Below are 21,025 nucleotides of genomic sequence, written 5' to 3' on the forward strand. Positions count from 1 at the left end.
CAGATAATGCAGGAATTAATGATTGAATGGAATGGCAGAAACGTAACCATTGACGGCAAGATACCGACAGATACTGACCAATTCGTTGAGACACTCACAGATGATATCTGGAAGTTCAGCGGATATACCATCACCAGCGGATATGCAGCATCCCTCTTTGGGTATACCGGACAGTGTAATGAAGTGGAGTTCACCCTCCCGATACTGTGCCTCGACCGCTTTTACTCCATGATAGAATCGCTCTATGAAGCTGGGTATCATATGATGAGTCCCGGAGACGGCGAAGAGTTGTTCCGTCTCTTCATATCCGGTGCGGGTGTACGCATCGCACGCGATGACAAATTCTTCCCCAATGTATCCCTCCGGGCAAACCCACGGGACAGTGACCGCTACGCCTATCTGAAACGGCTGAAGGTTATGGTGAACGGGAAACGTTTCTTTGTCGCACCCCTCGAACTCCTTATTCCGTTCATCCTAATGCCAGGTGACCGCGGTACGTCCGAAGAGGTTGCATATCTCTATAATACCTGCAAAGAAAATATCAATGAAACCGACCTGAAAAACTGGATGGATCATCTCGGGGTTGACCAAAGTCTTCTTCCGGAATAATTCTTTTTTAGAGGGGAGCAGGATAGGTTTCCGGGATGGACAAAAAGTGGACGTCTATACATTTTATTGATATTTAATATCCAACTGTTCCAGCGTCTTTTTTGCCAGGTCTCTCAGCGTCCTGGGAGGTGCACTCTCACGAATGCTAAACATTGCGTCTAAAGTTTTGGAAAATGTTGTATCATCCCCATTCATTTTGGCAAAACGTACAAATCCAGCTAATTCATGAGATATCCCCATGATTGCGTCTTCATTACCATTTTCCAAACATACGTTGCCCATGCCTTCAATCATCCTAAGAACCCGATCAACATACATTTCAATCTGAGGGGAGGGAGTTTGTATTGCACTCATTAAAATGGATAAAATATCATGCGAGAACTGGATAGGTAAGGTTTTCCACCCTATTTTACCCCAACCCAGAGGAAATTTGGGGCTGAAACGGGGTATTTTCAGATCATATTTCCTGCAGGAAAATAACAGCCGGGAGGCTTTCTATTTGCTCAAATTACGATAAATTGCGGACTAATAAAGGGTCACATTTGATAGATATTTTAGGAGGATTTTATGGGTTGTCCCGGTTGAAAACAGCCCGCTCCGGGCTTCTGTGTGGATACATTTTTCTACGCTTTTTCACGTATCCCCACCCTTTCCGATTCCCTGTATTAGGGGATTGAAGGATAGGATGGACGTATTTTTGTGTCATCGTTTCCACCAGGAAATGACCATTGGAATGCCGGTTATTTGCCGAAAATAGGGAGAATCGTGGACTATTAAGGGGTCGCCGTTGATGGATATTTTGAGAGGGTGTATGGACTGTCTTAACTGAGATCTGCCCGCTCCGGCCTGTTGTGTGGATGCATTTTTCTATGTTTTTTCACGCACACCTACCCTTTTTCATTCCCTGCGTTAGGGGATTAAAGGCTAGAATGAACGGATTTTTGGACTCACATTCCTGTTGGGAAATGATGGCCGTAATACCTGCCATTAGCCAAAAATATGGATTATTGTGGACTAATAAAGGGTCACCATTGATGGAAATTTTGAGAGGGTGTATGGACTGTCTTAACTGAGATCTGCCCGCTCCGGCCTGTTGTGTGGATGCATTTTCCTATATTTTTTCACGCACACCTACCCTTTTTAATTCCCTGCGTTAGGGGATTAAAGGCTAGAATGAACGGATTTTCGGACTCACATTCCTGTTGGGAAATGATGGCCGTAATACCTGCCATTAGCCAAAAATATGGATTATTGTGGACTAATAAAGGGTCACCATTGATGGAAATTTTGAGAGGGCGTATGTACTGTCTTAACTGAAATCTGCCCGCTCCGGCCTGTTGTGTGGATACGTTTTTTTTGGCAAATATCCGCAGGAAAGGTCATTTATGCACCATTTGGCCTTCAATGAAACAATTTTTCCCAAAGTAATGCAAATCATGCACCTCATCTACAGGATTTCTACAAGGCAAATAACACCTCAGAACCCAGATTATTCCCCTTCAAACGCTCCCCTCCTAAATACAAACACATATCTCCAAATCCCTAACAACAACTAACTAATATGCCAGAGTCAACCACCACCATTCAAAAATATAAGGAATCACCAATAGGGCCCCTGCGTTCACTCGTTGCAGGCGCTGCCCTCTTCGTGATTCTTGTCGGGATCACGATGTTTACAGATGTTTTTTCTGTTATCCTGCTGGGACTTGTGATGGCGTTTCTCGCCGCTCCCATGCTCGTCTGGCTGCAGGGGAAAAATATCCCAATCTGGGCAGGCACCGGCATAATCACCCTGTTCTATCTCCTTATAGGAGTCGGCCTCTTTGTGCTCTCGGCTGCCTCACTCGTCGTCTTTGCCGGGGAACTACCGGAATACCAGGAAGAACTGAACGCAAACCTCACCGGACTTACCACACTTCTGGGTTCATATGGCATCTCTCTCTCTGACATAATCGGGCCGGACACAATTAAACTCCAGTCCTTCATTGAACCCGCGATGACGATAGCAGGCGACATCTCATCAGTGATTGTCAACGGATTCTTTGTCCTCGTGGTAACAGCATTTATCCTTCTCGAACTGCCTACGTTGCAGGAGAAACTGAACCGTTCATTTGGCCCGGAAAGCAGCGTCAGTCGTAACCTGCCCACTCTTATCCGCAACACCTATGATGTCATGGTTGTGCGGACAAAGACCAATGTCGTCCTCGGTGGCTCTCTTGGGGCATTCCTCTATATCATCGGTGTTGACCTTGCCATTCTCTGGGGAGTCCTCGCCATCATCCTCAGTTATATTCCCTATATCGGTCTCTTCATCGCCTGCATACCTGCTGTTATCCTTGCATGGCTGCAGTTCGGCTGGGGGGGCGTCATTCTCGTCCTCGCAGGGATTGCCATCCTCAACTTCGTCGTTGAGAACATTGTCTTTGCAAAAATCGCCGCAAATGACATGCGGCTCACCCCGCTCGCAGTCGTTATTGCCCTGTTAATCTGGACGGCAGTCCTGGGCATCGTCGGCATGTTCCTCGCCATTCCCCTCACTGTCATCTTCCGGACTCTGCTTGCAGGAGATGAGCGCACCCGCTGGCTTGCCATCCTGATGAGTGACGATGAGGCAGACGCAAGCGTCTGAAAAAAAGATTTCTTTTTTTCCTCTGTTTTATGAAGGGATGTGATGGTTCCTTCGCATCTTCCAGTTCTGCTGTGGTACGAACAGAGAGAAGACAGCACCATTCCCTTCTGTACCAGTCTCACGGATAGTGATGCCCGTGACAGAGAGAATTTCTCGTGAAAGATACAATCCATAGCGGGTCTGGATACCAATCCCACGGGAAAATACCTTATTTTTCCGGTCGTCAGTGATACCGATACCGTCATCTGACACATCAATTACCGCCGTGCCGTCTTCCTCTGTCCTGCACGAGACAGTAAGGGTGGTTACGTCACCACCGTGCTGAACAGCATTCATGAAGAGTTCATGTACCACCCGCTCCAGCATTGGGTCAGCATATACCATTAGGGATTTACAGGTACACGTAACCGTGAGATGGGTAAATTCAGACATCCCACCCATCAGGATCACCAGGTTACCAATATCCTGCCAGGCAGGTGGCTGTGATCCAAGATCTTCGTAGTCACGGGTGAAACCAATCTGGCGCTCAATGGTAACCGCCGCATCATTTATTTTCGAGAGCTGCACCCATGTATCCGAATCAACGGGTACCTCACCTGTCATCTCCATGATGTCAAAAAGCATACGGATGACCGTCACCTGGTTAAGGATGTCATGCCGGGTAACAGAGGAAAGCGTCGTGATCTTCTTTTGCGCCTCACGAATGGCATCATTTATTTTGACTGCATCTGTGATGTCCTGGTGGACACCCACCACCCGCAACACCGGCTCATCCTCAGGACTCCAGAACACCTGCCACTGTGAACGGATCCAGACCCAGGTGCCATTCTTGTGCTGCAGACGCATCTCATGAGAACCAGTCGGGTTTTTACCCTTACTCCAACCAGAAAACAGGCTGAAAAACGCATCACGATCGTCCGGGTGCACATATTGCATAAAACGCTCTGAGGTAAGGGGCAGCAGATCCTCCAGTCGGTAGCCAACCATCCTTGCCCAGCGCCCGTCCACTATCATCTCACCCGAACGGAGATTCATATCCCAGGTTCCAAGATCAGCACACTGAAGAGCCAGATCGAGCCGCTCCTCATCACTCCGTGTCGAACACGGGGCGTTCACTGTTCCGGAAACCGGTGTCAGATAAATGAAATACCTTTCTTTTTCATCCTCTGTCGCACAGGAGACCATGACATCGAGGGAAGTCCCCGCATTCATCAGGCCAGAAGGGAGAGCAGAATACGAAAATGTCCCGGTTTCCCGTATCCGGGAAGAGAGGTCACCCCAACTACCCACTCTTATGGAGAAAAGAAACGAACAAAATGGTTTCTGGAATAGATCATCCAGAGATTCCTTACCGAGAGTCCGGGCCGCCGCTGCATTTGCCCAGATTATCTTCCCACCCACATCTGCAATGAGCATGGCGTGAGGTGCATTCTCACAGAATCCACGGCATATATCCGGTAGTGGCATACTCTCTCTTACAGACAAACGTGATCACCCCTCCCAGACGGACAGGAACTGAATATTTTCAAAAACAGGAGCTGAACCGACCTGTGCACACATAATAATCAATACTACGCTGACAGACTAAAAAAGGTTCATCATCAAATCACCGGATGTACCGATTTCATCATCCTTAAGTGTCCCTGAAAAGAGACTATTCTATAATTCTAAAGAGACACAGAGATGGTCGGAAAATATAGTCACAAAATCAAGAAACACATCCCCGATTATCTTCGTTTTCTCGGACCCGGGCTTCTGCTGGCAGTCGCTGCTGCAGGTGAAAGTGGCATAGCAGAAGCAATAGAAATTGGTGCACACTTCGGCTACGCACTCATCTGGGTCATCGCCATTACTCTCATCTATAAATTTGCATTCGTAAACGGTATCGCCCGGTATACGATGATCACCGGGAAAACCATCTTCCAGGGCATCACCTCCATTCCCGGCCCGAAGAACTGGGGAGGGATTCTTGTGATGTTTATCTATCTCCTTGAGATGTTTGCCTTCGCAGGGATGCTGCTATTAGGTGGCATCTTCATGGATTACATCGTCCCAGGCATCAACTCGATTGCGATTATCGTATTCATCTCTCTTTCAGCCATCCTCATCCTACTCTGGAAAGAATCCTATGAACAGCTGGAACACACGATTATTGCAATAGCACTCCTTCTTTTCCTTGGCATTGCCTTCTCCCTCACACAATATCCCATCTCTTTTTCAGCAATACTGCCGGGAATGGTTCCTGAAATCCCCCCAGGCTCCCTGCTCTCCATTATGGCACTGATGGGGGCAGTCGGTTCATCCCTGAACCTCCTTTTATATTCCATATGGCTCAAAGAAAAGACAGGAAGTAAGATGGGGCCGGCATTTTACCGAAGATCGATCAAGGGAGTGAACCTTGACCTCATCATTGCCTTTCTTTTCGTGGGTATCATCACCATCCTCTTCATTTCTCTTGGCGTCACCGGATTCTCCATCTCCTATCTGGCACATGGGGAGACATTCAGTGTCGATGCCCTCATTTCCCAGGTACTCTACGTCATTGCCTCCATCCCCTATGGCCCCCAGACTTTTCTTGTGACAGGCTACCTCATCATGTTCGGTGCGGTGCTCACAGGGATGGACGGCCGCGCACGGGCCATTTCTGATATTCTTCACACTGGATACTCCATTAAATGGGAAAAAAAGACCACCTTCCGCCTTATTCTTCTCCTCTTCACTGCAATAATCATAACCGGCGTCATCATCGGGGAACCAATGGCACTGGTCCACGGCGTCTCAGCCATTGCGTCGATCTTTTTTGCGGTGATGGGGTTCATCCTCATCTACCTCAATATGGAGATCAAAGAACCTGAGAGACCAAACCGCCTTTGGACCGCCATAATGACCATTGGTAGCCTCATCTTTCTTCTGATGGCACTTTTCATGGAGGAAGGTATCATCAAGTTTGGCCTGCCACTTGCGGAGCGAATGATCGTCGTCGCGTTTGTGGTCTTTGTCTTCGCTGGCACCACACTCTTCCGGGATGTCATCAGGGGAAAACCAACCTGGGTTGACCGGCTCTGGACGATTCTCATCTTTGGTGCACTCTCCATATACGGTACCTTCCGTGGAATAGCATACGAGGGTATCATTGTCAATTTCCGTGATCTCGGCCCAATTCTCGCAGGCATCGTGGGGGGGCCCCTTATTGGGGCATGCGCGGGCATTATCGGTGCGGCATACCGTTACCAAGTCCCCGGCATGGAGAAGACCGCCCTTGCCTGTGCGATAGCAACCATCGTGGCAGGTATTGTGGCAGGATGCTTTACCCGGATGTACCGTGGGAACATCACCTATCTCCGTGGATTCATCCTTGTCGCCATTGTCGAGGTGATACACATCTTCATCTTTGTACCACTCTTCTCGGATATTGCCACCTTTGCTGATTTCATGACCATCGTCCGGGCCACCCTGCTTCCGATGGTCTTTGCAATAACGCTCGGAGTAATACTCTTCATCTATATCGTCCGGATGAAGGGGTATTTCCTCACGACCCGGTTTGGAGGAGAGAAAGAGGAAAATACCAACATTGACCCAGCACTGGAAACGGAGAAAGAACAATGAAAAAAACACTCCTTGAACACCTCCCATTCATCATCGCAGGTATTATCTGCTGTTTCCTCATCTTCAGTGCTGTACTAAATACGCCTGATTACGGGGATAATGAGACAATAAAAATAGGTATCATGGTACCCCTTACCGGCGGTCTTGCAGAATATGGCATGGACGTGAAGATTGGTGTGGATATGGCAGTCGATGAAATAAATGAAGACGGTGGCATCGGCGGCAAAGAGGTGGAGGCAGTCTTTAAGGACACATGGGGACTCCCCGAACACGCGGCAGAACTCATGGAGGAGTGTGCAGAGGAAGGCATCCCCGTTGTCATTGGCGACATCACAAGTGCTGGTACCCTCGCCTGCGCAGATGTTGCCGAAGAGAAACATATTGTCCTCATCTCCCAGGCGGCTACAACACCAAAACTGAGTGAATATGGCGACTATGTCTTCCGGACCATCTCATCTGATACCTACCAGGGGAGAGGCATGGGCCGAATCTTCCGGATATTCCACCCTGATGTAGATAATATCACCGTCATCTATATCGATAATGCCTATGGAAACGGCCTCGCGGAGTCTTTTTCCCTTGCAGGAGAGGATGGGGGATATACCGTACAGCAGACAATATCCTTTGAGGAGGGACAGGTAAATTTCACTCGTGAAATAGCATCCATCACCCCGAATACTGAGGGTATCGCCCTCATCTCCCATATCACCGAAGCAGATTATATCCTGAAAGAAGCAGAGGCACAGGGACTTGACGTTGAATGGGTTGGGTCAGACGGCATTGTCACCACCGAACTTTGCTCTCATGTCGGATCCTATGCAGAAGGATTCATTGCTACGATGCAGGCGAGCGAAGTTCGGGATCCGGAATTTATTGATGAATACCAGGTACGATCAAAATCCAGGACGGTCAACTGGATGGCTCCTTATTCCTATGACACCGTGATGATTGTTGCAGAGGCAATCCGGCATGGCGGATATTCTGCAGATGAAATCCGGGAGGCATTCGGGGATATCCGGTATCTGGGTGTCTGTGGGCCAAAAGTCTTTGAGGATGACGGGGGAGTCCCTCCCGCTTTTGATGTGATGCGAATTGAAGACGGCATGTGGAAACGGGTCTCATGGAAGGAAATCTCCAGCACTGAAACCGACTGAGAATCCCCTGTCCGTTAAAGAGAGTTGCCCAGTACCTAAACGAACCGACATGGACGGCTTTGTCCATACCAGAACATAATTACACACTTTGCTCCGAAAACAGGCATATGCAGGATGGTCCATGAGATGGATCATAAAATATCCAAATATGCCCAAAAATACTATTATTTTTAATTATAATGCCAATTATTGCTTAAATTTTTAAAATTTAACAATAATTCCATAATTTCGTATATTTTTAGGATATAACTCTGAATACGGGTTAAATTCGGATATTACCCCCGGAAAATGTGCATCCTGACATATATATAAATATCAGCAACACGATTCAACGATTATCCGTACCTGGCAGATCCATCGGGGGGCTTGGAAGGCCATTCTGCGCGGAGGTCATCAGGAGATATTTACGATGATAGCACAAAATGAGACCACAAAAACCAATGGAAATAGACTATCTGAGACTAAGAAAATACCGATCGGCAAGAACGTATTCATCTGCCCGATGCCGGTAACTATTGTCGGAACACGCCTGAACAACCGTCCCAATTTTTTAACCGTTGGGTGGGTGACACGTGCAAACATAAATCCCCCAATGATAGCCATAGGAATTAACAAATCAAACGTGTCTGTAGACGGCATTCTCATGCATAAGGTATTTTCGGTAAATTTTCCCGGCACCGACCTTATTGAAGAAACAGATTATTGTGGACTTGTATCCGGAAAAAACAAGGATAAATCACAATTGTTTGACATATTTTATGGTGACCTGAACAATGCACCCATGATTAAGAATTGCCCGATTACTCTTGAATGCCAACTTATAGAGACAATTGACCTTCCAACCAACTATCTATTTATTGGCGAAATAAAAGGTGCATATGGGGATGAAAACTGTTTTATCGGCGGAAAACCGGATGTCACAGAGATAAAACCGCTTTTACTCACTATGCCGGACAATTCTTACTGGGAGATTGGCGAATTCCTTGGGCGTGCCTGTAAAATTGGTAGAAGTCTGAAAGTCTGATTGAAATAAATGGTATAGACAAAAATAAATTATGACGGGGCACTTCGGGTATAGAAACGCTGAAATTTCCTGCAAAAAGGCGCACCTGTCCTAAAAAAGATTATAAAATATTTTTACAGTACCACAAACATTTCAGAAGGAACACATTCTTGCACCACACGCATTTTCACAGACAGAAGATTAGACATACTGCCCGCCCCATAAACCCAAATACGGTTTACCGTAAAGAGATTCACTCAGGCAAGGCAAAAAAGAATATTCATCAATCCCGGGAATGGCCCACTATGTCTTCCCGGGCGTCGCCATCCTGTATTTTTTCCGGCCAGGAATAGCGAATCTGTGTTTCAGTCTGCTTCATCGCGCTCAGAAACCATAATGCGGATATCATCATGACCGTTTACATGCCAGGACGACTCATAATCCAGACAATAGACGTCAGAAACGGATGAACAGACAAGCTCATCACGCTCTTCAAGATCATACTCCCCCATTGGTTTCAGGCACTCGATTCCGGTAATTCTCATGAACCCCATGATATCTCTACAGAAGGATAGTCACAGTGCCACACATATAAACTTTGTGCAGATTGCAACACCATATATGAGCATGAAATTCCATAAAATATTACAAAAAGCGATGGAGATACATTTAATTCAATATCAGGTCGATATTTGGAAAAACCGGCACATTATCCAGGCGAATGATTCAAAAAACTACTAAAAAGGCAACCTTTCAGGAATTCAACCACAATAAGCCACTATAACCACCACAGACCCACCCTATAAGGAGATACAGACACGTGATCGCGCAGAAAAAAACCCAAAAATTCAGGACAGATCACCAGAGTGCCGCACACAAGTTTATAAAGAACAGGCAAATCCACCACATTCACCAGCACCCCATAACACTATTCCACCATCCCTGCTCAACATGCTCTATGCAAAACTCGTGACATAGATTTTCCATCACGAGAACCGGATCACCGGAAGAATACCCGGCACGTTTCGATAGGCGATATAAAATTCAGAGCACAAAGACCCGCAACAGGGACGCATGTATAGACTCTTTCGGATGGACACCGGTGAGACGCCCCACAAGAGATCCATTTGCAAAGAAGAGCAGAGTTGGTATGGCAAGGATATGAAATGAAGCCATCACCTCCAGGTTCATTTCAGCATCACATGTGCCGAACATGACCTCCCCTCCAAACTCCCCTGCCAATTCCTCAATAATCGGCGCCATTGTCGTGCACGAACCACACCACTCTGCCCAGCAGCCGACCACAAAATACTGATGGCTCTGTATTAAATCAGTGAAATTCATATCAGTCACCTCCACCACAGCCCCTGGATATCTGACAGAAGAAGTCACTTTACCCACCATATCTCCCGAATTCTCTCGCGCAGCTGTACGCATTTATCCTTATTCAGATTGTCATCATCCATGAGAACAGATGGGAGGGGATATTTACTTAAAACTGATGTTCGCGAGCATTCACACCCTAATATGTGGAGAATCAACCGATTCAAATCAAAACATATATCAATATACGAGTTAAAGTAAGATGACACAAGGTTAGTTGTGTAGCTCTTGGAGCGAGGTGGGGTAGTCAGGAAATCCCGACGGGCTCATAACCCGTAGATCGATGGTTCAAATCCATCCCTCGCTATTTTAAGCATTCATTTTTAAGAATTTTTTTATATCCTACGTTTACAGCAGATATTGTTTTCTGACACACACTATGTTTGGGACCAATACATGCCCCTAAAACGGAAAATAGAGAATAAAATTCAGATAAAACCAAAAAAATCGGTACGGGTCATTCCTTAGAAAATGACTCCAGCCCCGCCTGATAGTGTTTTGCAACACAGGTAACGTTACGCGGGCAGCACCGTTCTTCCCCAATGGCAAGTGGATACTCACCAGTCAGGCACCCAGTACACAGGTCCTCCTTAGGGATACCAATGGCACGGATCAATGCAGAAATAGAGATATGATGCAGTGATGTCGCCCCAATGGACGAACACACCTCATCATTATCGAGGTCGCTTGCAATCAGTTCAGCCCGTGTGGGCATATCAACACCCAGATAACACGGAGCCTTAATGGCAGGCGATCCAATGCGCATGTGTACCTCCCTGGCCCCTGCATCGCGGACAATGTTCACCAGGCGGCGTGAAGTAGTTCCACGGACAATGGAATCATCGATGAGAATGAGCGACCGATCTTTCAGATGACCACGGACCGGATTCAGTTTTATTCTGACCGCTATCTCACGATCTTTCTGATTGGGCATGATGAAGGTCCTGCCCATGTAGCGATTCTTGATGAGCCCCTCCCTATAGCGGATACCAGATGCCTCTGCATACCCTGCCGCATGCGCCATCCCGGAGTCAGGGACAGGAGAGACAAGATCTGCCTCCACCGGCGCCTCTTCAAAGAGAGAGTGGCCAATACGGCGCCGCACATCATAGACAAGACGCCCGTCGATGACGGAATCAGGCCGGGCAAAGTAGACATACTCAAAGATACAGTGTGCATGGTGAGATGCCTCTGCAATCTGATGAGATTCTACCTCCCCGCCTTTCAGGCATACCAGTTCGCCCGGACGGACGTCACGGATAAACGAACCACCCAGAGCATCAATCGCGACAGACTCTGAAGCAACCACATGCCCGGTATCAGTCCTTCCAATACAGAGCGGACGAATACCCAGCGGGTCACGAAATGCCCAAATTTCATTGTCAAGCATCATCACTACCGAGTAAGAGCCCTGGAGGCGGCGCATGCACATCGCAACTGCCTCTACGACATCCTCAGACACCCTATATTCATCAGCGATTATGTTGCCGATCACTTCTGTATCGGATGTCGTGCAGAAAATCTGCCCGCGTCCCTCATATTCCTCCCTGAGATTATTGGTATTAACAAGATTTCCGTTGTGGGCAAGTGCCACCTTCCGTCCCCGAAAGGTAAAGGTAAAAGGCTGGATATTCTCCGGGATCTTCTCTCCTGTTGTCGGATACCGGACATGCCCCAGACCTGTTCCTCCCAGAAGACCACAAAGAATCTTCTTATTGAACACTTCCGCAACGAGGCCCTGGCTCTTCTCTTTATAAAGTGTCAGACCATCAAATGTCGCAATACCTGCACTCTCCTGACCCCTGTGCTGCAGGGCATAAAGTGCATAATACAGGGGGAATGAGACATCGCCTGAATCGACGATGCCAACAATTCCACACATAATAAATTCCTAAAATCAGTGAAATCGAGTCATCTAGTTCTTCGATATCCAGTTGTACTTACGCAGGCGTGGAGATTTTCCAAACCCGCATGACGCACATACTCCATGGCGCTTGTGGAATGAAATCTTACCACAGCGTCTGCATACAATATGCGTCGTTTTCTGCCGTTTACCCATTGAGGGTGTGCCTTTACTCATTTTTTTTCACCAACCTGAATGATATCTTATTCCACAGACGGAGATATGTATATCACATTATCTCCACGGACGATTAAAGTACCGCGTTTCTCAGCCACGCCTTCAATATCTTCCTCTGCATTATCGAGGACGAGGTTCATATGAACATCATACCCCTGGAGGATACCCCTGATCTCCCTTCCGCCTTTGAGACTAACAATAACCGGTTTCTGGTTAAGGGCCTTATCTAAAATTTCCAATGGTCTTCTGGTCATTAGACTCCCTGCTCTAATCGATGAGGATTAGTATAATTGCGGCAGTAACATACATAAACATAACGACCCGACCCTCCAGGCCGGAATATAATCATAAAAAACATACAAAATGACGGGGAATTGTAAAAATGGCAAAGATTAACTCACGAAAACGACACACGATACGAAAATCTGATCTATCCCGCCTCTTCCGGGGACTTGAAGAAGAGATCGGACCAGACACCGATCTCTTTCGTTCATCAACCGTAGAAGTGGTAGACACCACCGGAGACATTTCCCTCTATCTCATCGAAAAAAAGCCCTTTTTGATGGAATACCAGGAGATGGTCTTTCCAACCATCAGGGGAGCCATCGCCCACCCATTTTCGGCGCGGAACATAGTCGTGGATGCAGGTGCCGTCCGGTTCATGGCAAAGGGTGCTGATGTGATGCGCCCCGGTATTGTCCGCGTGAGTGATGACATCCGGGAAGGGCACCCAGTTCTTATCACCGAGGAGACATATGGCAAACCACTTGCAGTTGGCATTGCAGCACTCGATGCAGCGGAGATTAACGCTTCAGAGACCGGCAAGATGGTCCGTACCTTCCACTATGTTGGGGATGAACTCTGGAACCTTGAAATCTGACAAAATTCCGGAAAAAAGATACCATTAAATAAAATTCACTCTAAAACGATTTTCATGGCTAAATTTCTGGATTCTATCCTTGGCAAGAGTTCCACATCTGCAGCTGAGTCAGATTACATGGAGCTTGATCTTGCATCTTTTGAATCCACTTCAGGGGATGCATCACCGGCCTCAATGTATGTCAAAATTGCCGCAATAAATGACCTTAAGGATACTCCGCGGGTCAAAGACGAGATCTATAATGGAAACATCGTTATTGTAGACGTATCCAGGCTTAAGATGGACAAAATCACCTATGAACGGGTTCTCAAAGATCTCCGTGCCGTTGCAAACGATATCAACGGAGATATTGTTGGCCTTGGTGACCAGAAATACGTGATTCTTACTCCAAATGCTGTGAAAATTTCCCGTGACAAGATCGGCGGAGGAATGTGAGGGTGGATCGGGTCATCCGTGCCCCATGCCTTCAATGTTCAGAAGAGATCGAATATCTGTATAAAACTGTGGAAATCCCATATTTTTCCGATGCTCTCATTACAACCGTTGTATGTCCCTCCTGTGGATTCCGCTCTGTTGATGTAATGATACTCGGAGAGAACGACCCGGCCCGTTACACACTCGCAGTAACCTCTCCAAAGGATATGGAAGGCCGTGTGGTTCGATCAACGACCGGTACGATAGAAATCCCCGAGTTGGGCATACTCGTGGAACCTGGCCCCATCTGTGAAGGATTCATCACGAATGTGGAAGGGGTGCTGGTCCGCATTGAAGATGTCATTGATCGCGTGATTACCTGGTCAGAGGGGGAAGAACTGGATCGTGCCCATGAACTCAAAGCGCGTATTGAAGAGATGCGGTCAGGCACCGTGCCCTTCGTTCTGATCGTCCAGGACAAGGACGGGAACAGTGCCATCATTCATCCAAATGCAGAGAAAAGCGCATTCATCGAGTATGAAGACAGAATCGAATAATCTATCAACCATTTTCCCCTTTTTTTCCACCAGAAAATGCGGGTTCGCGCCCTCTTTCATATACATGATAAACCCGCATGATGCCCGCGGCCATCACACAAAAACCGACAGAAGTCAACTTGGAATTTCGACATTTATAGTAAAAATAGTGCAGAACAGAATAGCAGGGGAAAAGAAAAAGAGAAATTTCTGTAGCATATGCACCAATTAGCGACAGATATGGCCTAAATTTCTATAGAAAGTCCATATTCTATTATGAAAATGAGAGAAGACACCTGATTTTTGAAGATCGTGCGGAAACATCGCATCCAATCCATGCGAATGTCGTAAAAAACAGAACAGTCAGTATGGAACCGGACGTCTCCCCGAACATGAATTTACCAGAATTTTCAAACAATAAATAAGCATAATCTATGGTTAAAGAACAATTTATCACCATATTCGAATCCATTTTTTCATTTCTGGATAGTCCCCGGAAAAAGTATATCTACCCCTGAATGGAGTATGCACCACCTACCACAAAGGGGGTGGTTAGAGAAGAACAGAGATGAATGAATCAGAAGACAGATGTTGATAATTAACTGTCATACTGACCTCCTTCTTTACCCATGAAAGAAGGTTGTCAGGGCGGCATTCACGAACGATAAAGAGTCAATCCGAGGCTCAAGAACCCACCATACTGAATGTGTTTCATCATATACCCGTGAAAGGATGCACCCACCATGACCGGGGAATGCCAATGAAAATACAGTACGTATCGGATCTGTATTGTACAGAAAGACATGCCCCGCATCTGACTGAACAATACCACATGGATGCGGAAAACACCCGATCCAAATAGCAGAATACCACAATATCCTGATGCCGCCCGGTTTGACGGAGCTATGCGGGGGCGGCAATCCTACCTCATTTTTGCAGACCGTCGCACAAGAGGCACACACAGACGATCTGCATACATATTTTGGCAGGTATCCAATCTAACATCAGTATTACTACCTCGATCCGGAAGTGACGTCCCTTTAATGGGAGACGGAATTACCCGGAAATACGTATAATTCTCATAAAAATTGGAAAATTATGGGGTGAATCATTATTCTATTGATTTTCCCCGGAGGAAAACACCAGGCGTATTTGTGATTTTCCCCACCGGACGGGCATCAGTAAAGATCTTCTGCACCACATGCACGGACTCTTCCGGGACGATAAAGACATAGCCCATGCCCATGTTGAAGGTACGGTACATCTCTGCCTCATCTACATCGCCCACAGACTGCATCCAGGGATAAACCGGTTGCGGGATAAGGGGATCGGTTATTTCATAGCCCCAGTCACCCAGACGTTTCAGGTTGAGAAGGCCACCTCCTGTAATGTGGCACATGCCGTGCACATCACAGGCAGCAGTAACGTCCAGTACTCCTGCATAAATGCGGGTAGGAGTGAGAAGTTCCTCACCAAGAGTTGTGCCCCACGGCATCTCCTGATCATAGCCCGCATAGGAATTCACCAGTTCACGAGCAAGGGTAAGCCCGTTTGAATGAATACCTGAGGAAGGAACGCCCACAATAATATCTCCTGCGGCAATTGTCTCTCCGGTGATGATAGCATCCTTTTTCTGGATTCCCAGACAGGTGCCCGCCACATCAAGGCCGGTCACCATACCCTTCAGGGTCGCAGTTTCACCGCCGATGACCGTCATATTGGATTGACGGGCCCCCTCATTTAGTCCCATGCCCACCTGCTCCATCTTCATGAGAGAGAGTTTATCGGTGGCCACATAATCCACAAAGGCAACAGGCTCGATATTCATCACATAGAGGTCGTTTACGTTCATCGCGATGCAGTCAATTCCGATGGTGCTCCAGTCCTCCATCACATCAGCAACCAGCATCTTTGTACCAACACCATCCACTGCCATCGCAAGATAGTAGTCGCCAAACTCAATCAGACCGGCAAAATGTCCACTGCCGCCTGCTGGTGCACAGTCCCCGGACCGCCGGAAGGTCAGTGTGGAGACGAGTGCTTTCACCGCAGTTGCCTCCAGCCCGATATCAACGCCCGCTTCACTGTATGTATGTTTTTTGATGAGTCTCTTCATCTATTCTGTCTCCTCTGCAAGCCCGAATTCATCGTGCAGCACACGGACGGCCCGCTGCCCGTCTGCCTGTTTCACCACAAATGACACATTCACCTCAGATGATCCTTGTGAGATCATCATGAGGTTAATGCCTTCCCGCCCAAGAGCGGTGAATATCCGGCCGGATATGCCAGGTGTACCGGCCATACCAACACCGACCACAGCAACCGCCACCACATTGCGGTCGTGTCCAACCTCCTGAATAGACCCTCTCTGCATGACTTCATTGAGGGCAGCAAGGGCGGAAGCCAGGTGCTCATCATCCACAATAAGAGAGATATTGGCCTCAGACGATCCCTGTGAGATCATCATGATATTCACCTCATATTCACCCAGTGCCGAAAATATGGCACGGGCAACACCTGGCCGTCCGATCATCTGGGAACCGGTAATATTGATTAACGAGACCTTGTCAATGTAGGTGATAGCTTTCACCACCCGATGATCGCGAGTGCTCGTGTCCATCACACAGGAGCCCGCGGCCTCCGGGTTGAATGTGTTTTTCACCCGGACAAGGATTCCTTTCTGCATCGCCGGTTCAATGGAACGTGGGTGTAGCACCTTTGCGCCGAAAAACGAGAGTTCCATTGCCTCATGGTATGATACAGCCGAGAGCACCCGGGCATCTTCGATAAGTCGGGGATCAGCGGTCATCACACCGTCAACATCGGTCCAGATCCAAATCTCATCTGCATCAATTGCAGTACCTACAATGGCAGCTGAGTAGTCCGAACCACTACGACCGAGTGTTGTCACAATCCCGTTTCCGGTGCAGCCCATATAGCCCATAACAACAGGAACCGACTCACCAAGAAGCGGGATGATACGGGACTGGATGTGAGTCCTGCTCTCCGGCAGCACCTCAGCACACCCATGACGGTCTGTAGTCCGGATACCAGCCTCGCAGCCGTTCAGTGCCATAGAGGAAACTCCCACCTCTCGCAGTGCCGCAGAAACAATGAGTGCAGAGAGGCGCTCGCCAAACGATATGATATAATCACGTGACCGTGGCGTCAGTTCCCGCAGGTTATAGACCGCAGTAAGAATATTCTCAAGGTTACAGAGCCTTTCGTCGATAATCTCCATGACGGCGTCATATTCACCGGGTGCCACTGCCTGTAAGACCTTTCCGTGGCGCGTCCGCATCGATGTAATAAACGTATCAATGGGCGGTTCGTCACTGGCACCTTCTATTTCTGCTGCGATTGCGTGAAGCTGATCAGTCACTCCCGCCATCGCCGAAACCACAACACAGAGCTCATTGCCCACGGTATGGTAATGGTTCAATATTTTGACAACCCGGCCGATACAGTCCTGATCACCGACCGAGGTCCCTCCAAATTTCATTAAAAGCCTCATTCTGGCTCCACAATCCTATCTATTTCTTTATGTAAGTATACTGCATAATGGATAATATCATGCCTGAAGATCTTGTGACTGACTGCCATGTGCTTGTTATCGGCAGCGGCGGAGCTGGCTGCAGGGCGGCACTCGAAGCCAGTCAGTACGGCGAAACAGTGCTCCTTTCACGGACGTTGACGGGAAAAGGAGGGTGCACCATCATGGCGGAAGGGGGATATAATGCAGTCCTTTCAGAGGACGATTCAACCGGCCTTCACCTTGAAGACACCATGCGCGGGGGAGCATACCTCAATGACCCAAAACTGGCAGAGACACTGGTAATCGAGTCACCGGACCGTTTCCGTGATCTCGCCGCCTGGGGTTCTGTCTTTGATGTGGATGGTGACTGCGTTCCTGCCCAGCGCCCCTTTGGTGGCCAGCGGTTCAGCCGCACCTGTTATGCAGGAGATCGGTCAGGCCATGAGATGATCGCAACCCTCACCGAACAGATACGAAATACCGGCATCAAACAGGTGCAGGAGACAAGTGCTATCGATCTCCTCATGGACGGTCGGCGGGTGGCAGGAGCCATCACGCTGGACGGAAACGGAAATCTGGGCGCAATCACCGCTGATGCAACAATTCTTGCTACCGGCGGTGGCACCCGGTGTTATGATATCTCCACAAACTGCGCTGCAGGAACCGGAGATGGCTTTGCCCTTGGATACCGGGCAGGGGCCACCCTTATCGACATGGAGATGGTGCAGTTTCACCCGACAGGTGCTGTTTATCCACCAGACTCACGCGGCCGTCTCATCACCGAGGCTGTCCGTGGAGAAGGCGGGGTTTTGAAAAACAACCTTGGGGAACGATTTATGGAACGATATGACCCAGAGAGAATGGAACTCTCCACCCGTGATGTGGTCTCACGGTCCATCGCGACTGAGATCCTTGAAGGCCGCGGGTCAGAACATGGTGGCGTCTATCTTGACGTGACACACCTCCCCGCAGCAGAGATTGAACGCCGGCTACCCATCATGCTTGAACAGTTCCTTCAGTTCGGTGTGGATATCCGGGTTCAGCCAATGGAAGTCGCCCCCACCGCACACCACCTCATGGGTGGACTGAAGATAACGCCGGATGCGGCCACCACACTTCCGGGACTCTATGCATGTGGCGAGGTGACAGGGGGCATCCACGGGGCAAACCGCCTCGGTGGCAACGCCCTTGCGGACACACAGGTATTCGGAAAACGTGCCGGAGAATCAGCAGGGAAATCGCCAGTTTTTGCCATTTCAGTGGATATAAAAGAGGTGCTCGCAACCGAAGCTGCACGATGTGAGGCATATTGCAACGGAACCATCACCCCACATGAAATCACCAGGGAACTGAAGCGCACGATGTGGGAAAATGCAGGTATTTTCCGGACAAAAACAGATCTGAAGAGGGCAGAAGCCACCATCAACCGCCTCCAGAATCTGGTCCCAAAGGCAACAACCCGCCGGATGCTCAACGAGTGCTGCACTGTCACCAATATGCTCACAGTTGCCCGCCTCATCGTTCACGGTGCACTCCTGAGAGAGGAGTCACGCGGGGCCCACGTCAGGCAGGACATCAAACAGGACTGGACACCTGCAGACTCGCCCTTTGGCCATACAGTGCAGTCACTGTTCGGGACATCCATTGAAGACAAACGAGGGACAGCATGAACACAATTACCTTTACGATTGAACGCTTTGACCCGGAAAAAGACCCGGCACCGCATATTGAGACCTACACTGTTGATGTAAACGAGGGGGCACGAGTACTCGATGCCCTTCACGCTGTCCGGGAACAGTGTGACCCCTCCCTTGCCTACCGCTACTGTTGTGGGTCAGGACAATGCGGAAGCTGTTCTGTCCGTGTGAACAATGAACCGGTGCTTGCCTGCATGCACGAGGCATATGACGGAATGGCAGTATCCCCCCTGAATCTCCCCGTGGAACGTGATCTTATGGTGGAGATGAAAAGTTATCTGCAGGATCTTGCAGGCATCACACCTGGTATCTTCAGCGGCTACCTGACAATGGAAGCAAATGAGGCAATACGACCCATCCGGGACTGTATCGAATGCCTTGCCTGCGTATCCGAGTGTCCCGCGATTGCAGTCGCCGACTTTGCAGGTCCAACCGCGATGCGCCAGGAGATGCGTATTGCTCTTGACCCGAGGGATGACCGCGACCGTGCCGCACTCACCGTTGATGAGGGACTTTTCACCTGCACTACATGTCAGCGCTGCCTCGAGGTCTGCCCGAAACATATTGCAATACCAGGGAAGGCCATTGAGAAATTGCGGGAGATTGCACACCGCGAAGGGCTCACCATCCCAAAGCACCAGACGGTCGCAGAGATGGTCCGCGCCACTGGTCGGAGTGTGGATCATATCATGCCCACCGTGCTGGAACAGGTGCCTGATGTGATCGAACCGGTGGGTGAGGTCAGAGGGGAGGTCGGATTCTTTGTCGGTTGTATGTACAACGGCCGTCTGCCGGACACTGCCCTAAAGATGCTTGCAGTCCTGCGCAGAAACGGCATCCGGGTCATCATCCCGCCGGAACAGGTCTGTTGTGGGTCCCCCCTCATACGGACCGGCCAGACAGACTTCATTCCTGAACTCAAACGGATTAATATTGATTGTTTCACCAAACGTGGTATTGACACGGTGCTCACCATGTGTGCCGGGTGCGGTTCCACCCTGAAAAACGACTATGACACACCGTACCGTGTCATCGATATCAATGAACTACTGATGGAATATGGCATCGAACCACCGGTCTCATCCTCGGTTCCTTTGACCTACCACGACCCCTGCCATCTCCGCCGGGGCCAGGGCATCACTGAAGAACCGCGGGCCATTCTCCGCCAGTTGACAGACGACTTCCGTGAAATGCCTGCACGCTGCTGCGGGGCAGGCGGCGGTGTACGGTCCGGCATGGCCGAGGTAGCAGCAGATCTCGGCCGTGACCGTCGGGATGCAATTGCAAAGACCGGAGCAGCGGCAATTGTTACGTCATGCCCATTCTGTGAGTTTCATATTGGCGAACACTCCGCCGTCCCCGTCATCAACATCACAACCCTTCTCTTTGAGGCATACGAGAAGAATGATGAAGAGTCAGGAGAGGAAACCGACTGGAAGGATCTCCCCTGCAGAGATATTGAATAACCACAAAAAAATAGAACAGGAAAAAAGAGGAAT

The 21,025-nt window shown here is 48.8% G+C and carries 19 protein-coding genes and 1 tRNA gene; 11 read left to right on the plus strand and 9 right to left on the minus strand.

The annotated features are described in order from the left end of the window. Positions 1-6 precede the first annotated feature (6 nt). Positions 7-609 carry a hypothetical protein gene (locus L0665_RS06715; protein WP_274924926.1) on the plus strand — a complete coding sequence of 201 codons (603 nt, stop codon included), beginning with the start codon at positions 7-9 and terminating at the stop codon, positions 607-609. Between the two features lie 63 nt (positions 610-672). Here L0665_RS06715 and L0665_RS06720 read toward each other — a convergent pair whose 3' ends face one another. Continuing rightward, positions 673-963: a hypothetical protein gene (locus L0665_RS06720; RefSeq protein WP_274924927.1), complete on the minus strand. Its 291-nt coding sequence runs from the start codon at positions 961-963 to the stop codon at positions 673-675. Positions 964-2,170: 1,207 nt separating this feature from the next. On the opposite strand from L0665_RS06720, the gene L0665_RS06725 reads away from it, so the two are divergent. Further along, on the plus strand, positions 2,171-3,238 hold the full coding sequence (locus L0665_RS06725) for an AI-2E family transporter (protein WP_274924928.1): 1,068 nt from the start codon (positions 2,171-2,173) through the stop codon (positions 3,236-3,238). Positions 3,239-3,265: 27 nt separating this feature from the next. Here the strand turns inward: L0665_RS06725 and L0665_RS06730 are convergent, their stop codons facing one another. Beyond that, entirely contained in the window at positions 3,266-4,723 is a 1,458-nt protein-coding gene (locus tag L0665_RS06730) for a sensor histidine kinase (RefSeq protein ID WP_274924929.1), read from the minus strand. Positions 4,724-4,921: 198 nt separating this feature from the next. Between L0665_RS06730 and L0665_RS06735 the strand changes: the two genes are divergently transcribed. From L0665_RS06735 to L0665_RS06745, 3 genes are all read left to right on the plus strand, one after another. Continuing rightward, positions 4,922-6,844 (plus strand): Nramp family divalent metal transporter, encoded by a 1,923-nt coding sequence (locus tag L0665_RS06735; RefSeq protein ID WP_274924930.1) that lies wholly within the window; start codon positions 4,922-4,924, stop codon positions 6,842-6,844. Continuing rightward, positions 6,841-7,998 carry an ABC transporter substrate-binding protein gene (locus L0665_RS06740; protein ID WP_274924931.1) on the plus strand — a complete coding sequence of 386 codons (1,158 nt, stop codon included), beginning with the start codon at positions 6,841-6,843 and terminating at the stop codon, positions 7,996-7,998. Before L0665_RS06735 ends, L0665_RS06740 begins: the two co-directional genes overlap by 4 nt. Before the next feature lie 409 nt (positions 7,999-8,407). Next, entirely contained in the window at positions 8,408-9,022 is a 615-nt protein-coding gene (locus tag L0665_RS06745) for a flavin reductase family protein (RefSeq protein WP_274924932.1), read from the plus strand. Between the two features lie 344 nt (positions 9,023-9,366). Here L0665_RS06745 and L0665_RS06750 read toward each other — a convergent pair whose 3' ends face one another. Next, positions 9,367-9,546 carry a hypothetical protein gene (locus L0665_RS06750; RefSeq protein ID WP_274924933.1) on the minus strand — a complete coding sequence of 60 codons (180 nt, stop codon included), beginning with the start codon at positions 9,544-9,546 and terminating at the stop codon, positions 9,367-9,369. A 499-nt stretch (positions 9,547-10,045) separates the two neighbouring features. Then, entirely contained in the window at positions 10,046-10,438 is a 393-nt protein-coding gene (locus L0665_RS06755) for a thioredoxin family protein (RefSeq protein ID WP_338036425.1), read from the minus strand. 178 nt (positions 10,439-10,616) lie between these two features. Here L0665_RS06755 and L0665_RS06760 point away from each other — a divergent pair. Beyond that, a tRNA-Met gene (locus L0665_RS06760) sits at positions 10,617-10,691 on the plus strand. Positions 10,692-10,841: 150 nt separating this feature from the next. On the opposite strand, the gene purF is transcribed toward L0665_RS06760, so the two are convergent. Genes purF through L0665_RS06775 form a run of 3 tightly spaced genes read right to left on the minus strand, consistent with a single transcriptional unit; the run spans position 10,842 to position 12,718 of the window. Further along, on the minus strand, positions 10,842-12,266 hold the full coding sequence (gene purF / locus L0665_RS06765; RefSeq protein WP_274924935.1) for an amidophosphoribosyltransferase: 1,425 nt from the start codon (positions 12,264-12,266) through the stop codon (positions 10,842-10,844). A gap of 33 nt (positions 12,267-12,299) precedes the next feature. Beyond that, positions 12,300-12,464 carry a 50S ribosomal protein L37e gene (locus L0665_RS06770; protein ID WP_274924936.1) on the minus strand — a complete coding sequence of 55 codons (165 nt, stop codon included), beginning with the start codon at positions 12,462-12,464 and terminating at the stop codon, positions 12,300-12,302. 26 nt (positions 12,465-12,490) lie between these two features. Then, complete coding sequence (locus L0665_RS06775) at positions 12,491-12,718, minus strand: LSM domain-containing protein (protein WP_274924937.1); 228 nt, start codon at positions 12,716-12,718, stop codon at positions 12,491-12,493. A gap of 128 nt (positions 12,719-12,846) precedes the next feature. On the opposite strand from L0665_RS06775, the gene L0665_RS06780 reads away from it, so the two are divergent. The 3 genes from L0665_RS06780 to L0665_RS06790 are packed head-to-tail and all read left to right on the plus strand — an operon-like array spanning position 12,847 to position 14,315. After that, on the plus strand, positions 12,847-13,344 hold the full coding sequence (locus L0665_RS06780; protein ID WP_274924938.1) for an RNA-binding protein: 498 nt from the start codon (positions 12,847-12,849) through the stop codon (positions 13,342-13,344). Positions 13,345-13,398: 54 nt separating this feature from the next. Next, complete coding sequence (locus L0665_RS06785) at positions 13,399-13,779, plus strand: cell division protein SepF (RefSeq protein WP_274924939.1); 381 nt, start codon at positions 13,399-13,401, stop codon at positions 13,777-13,779. A gap of 2 nt (positions 13,780-13,781) precedes the next feature. Beyond that, the gene (locus L0665_RS06790) at positions 13,782-14,315 is read left to right on the plus strand and encodes a ZPR1 zinc finger domain-containing protein (protein WP_274924940.1); all 534 of its coding nucleotides are present in this window, start codon (positions 13,782-13,784) and stop codon (positions 14,313-14,315) included. Between the two features lie 1,090 nt (positions 14,316-15,405). Here the strand turns inward: L0665_RS06790 and purM are convergent. After that, positions 15,406-16,410 carry a phosphoribosylformylglycinamidine cyclo-ligase gene (gene purM, locus L0665_RS06795; RefSeq protein WP_274924941.1) on the minus strand — a complete coding sequence of 335 codons (1,005 nt, stop codon included), beginning with the start codon at positions 16,408-16,410 and terminating at the stop codon, positions 15,406-15,408. Beyond that, the gene (locus L0665_RS06800) at positions 16,411-17,796 is read right to left on the minus strand and encodes an aspartate kinase (protein ID WP_274924942.1); all 1,386 of its coding nucleotides are present in this window, start codon (positions 17,794-17,796) and stop codon (positions 16,411-16,413) included. It lies immediately after the preceding gene. A 59-nt stretch (positions 17,797-17,855) separates the two neighbouring features. Between L0665_RS06800 and tfrA the strand changes: the two genes are divergently transcribed. Further along, positions 17,856-19,499, plus strand: coding sequence for a fumarate reductase (CoM/CoB) subunit TfrA (gene tfrA, locus L0665_RS06805; protein ID WP_274924943.1), 1,644 nt, complete (start codon positions 17,856-17,858; stop codon positions 19,497-19,499). After that, positions 19,496-20,992 carry a fumarate reductase (CoM/CoB) subunit TfrB gene (tfrB, locus tag L0665_RS06810; protein WP_274924944.1) on the plus strand — a complete coding sequence of 499 codons (1,497 nt, stop codon included), beginning with the start codon at positions 19,496-19,498 and terminating at the stop codon, positions 20,990-20,992. The genes tfrA and tfrB overlap by 4 nt, the downstream gene beginning before the upstream one ends. Positions 20,993-21,025 lie beyond the last annotated feature (33 nt).

The sequence above is a fragment of the Methanogenium marinum genome (genome assembly GCF_028912405.1).
GTDB lineage: Archaea > Halobacteriota > Methanomicrobia > Methanomicrobiales > Methanomicrobiaceae > Methanogenium > Methanogenium marinum.

What these genes read in the sequence shown, in the direction of transcription:
- L0665_RS06800 (WP_274924942.1), bottom strand. Translation starts at nt 17,796, where the DNA reads ATGAAATTTGGAGGGACCTCGGTCGGTGATCAGGACTGTATCGGCCGG.
- L0665_RS06740 (WP_274924931.1), top strand. Translation starts at nt 6,841, where the DNA reads ATGAAAAAAACACTCCTTGAACACCTCCCATTCATCATCGCAGGTATT.
- L0665_RS06745 (WP_274924932.1), top strand. Translation starts at nt 8,408, where the DNA reads ATGATAGCACAAAATGAGACCACAAAAACCAATGGAAATAGACTATCT.
- L0665_RS06770 (WP_274924936.1), bottom strand. Translation starts at nt 12,464, where the DNA reads ATGAGTAAAGGCACACCCTCAATGGGTAAACGGCAGAAAACGACGCAT.
- L0665_RS06750 (WP_274924933.1), bottom strand. Translation starts at nt 9,546, where the DNA reads ATGAGAATTACCGGAATCGAGTGCCTGAAACCAATGGGGGAGTATGAT.
- L0665_RS06785 (WP_274924939.1), top strand. Translation starts at nt 13,399, where the DNA reads ATGGCTAAATTTCTGGATTCTATCCTTGGCAAGAGTTCCACATCTGCA.
- purF (WP_274924935.1), bottom strand. Translation starts at nt 12,266, where the DNA reads ATGTGTGGAATTGTTGGCATCGTCGATTCAGGCGATGTCTCATTCCCC.
- L0665_RS06715 (WP_274924926.1), top strand. Translation starts at nt 7, where the DNA reads ATGCAGGAATTAATGATTGAATGGAATGGCAGAAACGTAACCATTGAC.
- L0665_RS06720 (WP_274924927.1), bottom strand. Translation starts at nt 963, where the DNA reads ATGAGTGCAATACAAACTCCCTCCCCTCAGATTGAAATGTATGTTGAT.
- L0665_RS06735 (WP_274924930.1), top strand. Translation starts at nt 4,922, where the DNA reads ATGGTCGGAAAATATAGTCACAAAATCAAGAAACACATCCCCGATTAT.
- purM (WP_274924941.1), bottom strand. Translation starts at nt 16,410, where the DNA reads ATGAAGAGACTCATCAAAAAACATACATACAGTGAAGCGGGCGTTGAT.
- L0665_RS06755 (WP_338036425.1), bottom strand. Translation starts at nt 10,438, where the DNA reads ATGCGTACAGCTGCGCGAGAGAATTCGGGAGATATGGTGGGTAAAGTG.
- L0665_RS06780 (WP_274924938.1), top strand. Translation starts at nt 12,847, where the DNA reads ATGGCAAAGATTAACTCACGAAAACGACACACGATACGAAAATCTGAT.
- L0665_RS06725 (WP_274924928.1), top strand. Translation starts at nt 2,171, where the DNA reads ATGCCAGAGTCAACCACCACCATTCAAAAATATAAGGAATCACCAATA.
- L0665_RS06775 (WP_274924937.1), bottom strand. Translation starts at nt 12,718, where the DNA reads ATGACCAGAAGACCATTGGAAATTTTAGATAAGGCCCTTAACCAGAAA.
- tfrA (WP_274924943.1), top strand. Translation starts at nt 17,856, where the DNA reads ATGGATAATATCATGCCTGAAGATCTTGTGACTGACTGCCATGTGCTT.
- tfrB (WP_274924944.1), top strand. Translation starts at nt 19,496, where the DNA reads ATGAACACAATTACCTTTACGATTGAACGCTTTGACCCGGAAAAAGAC.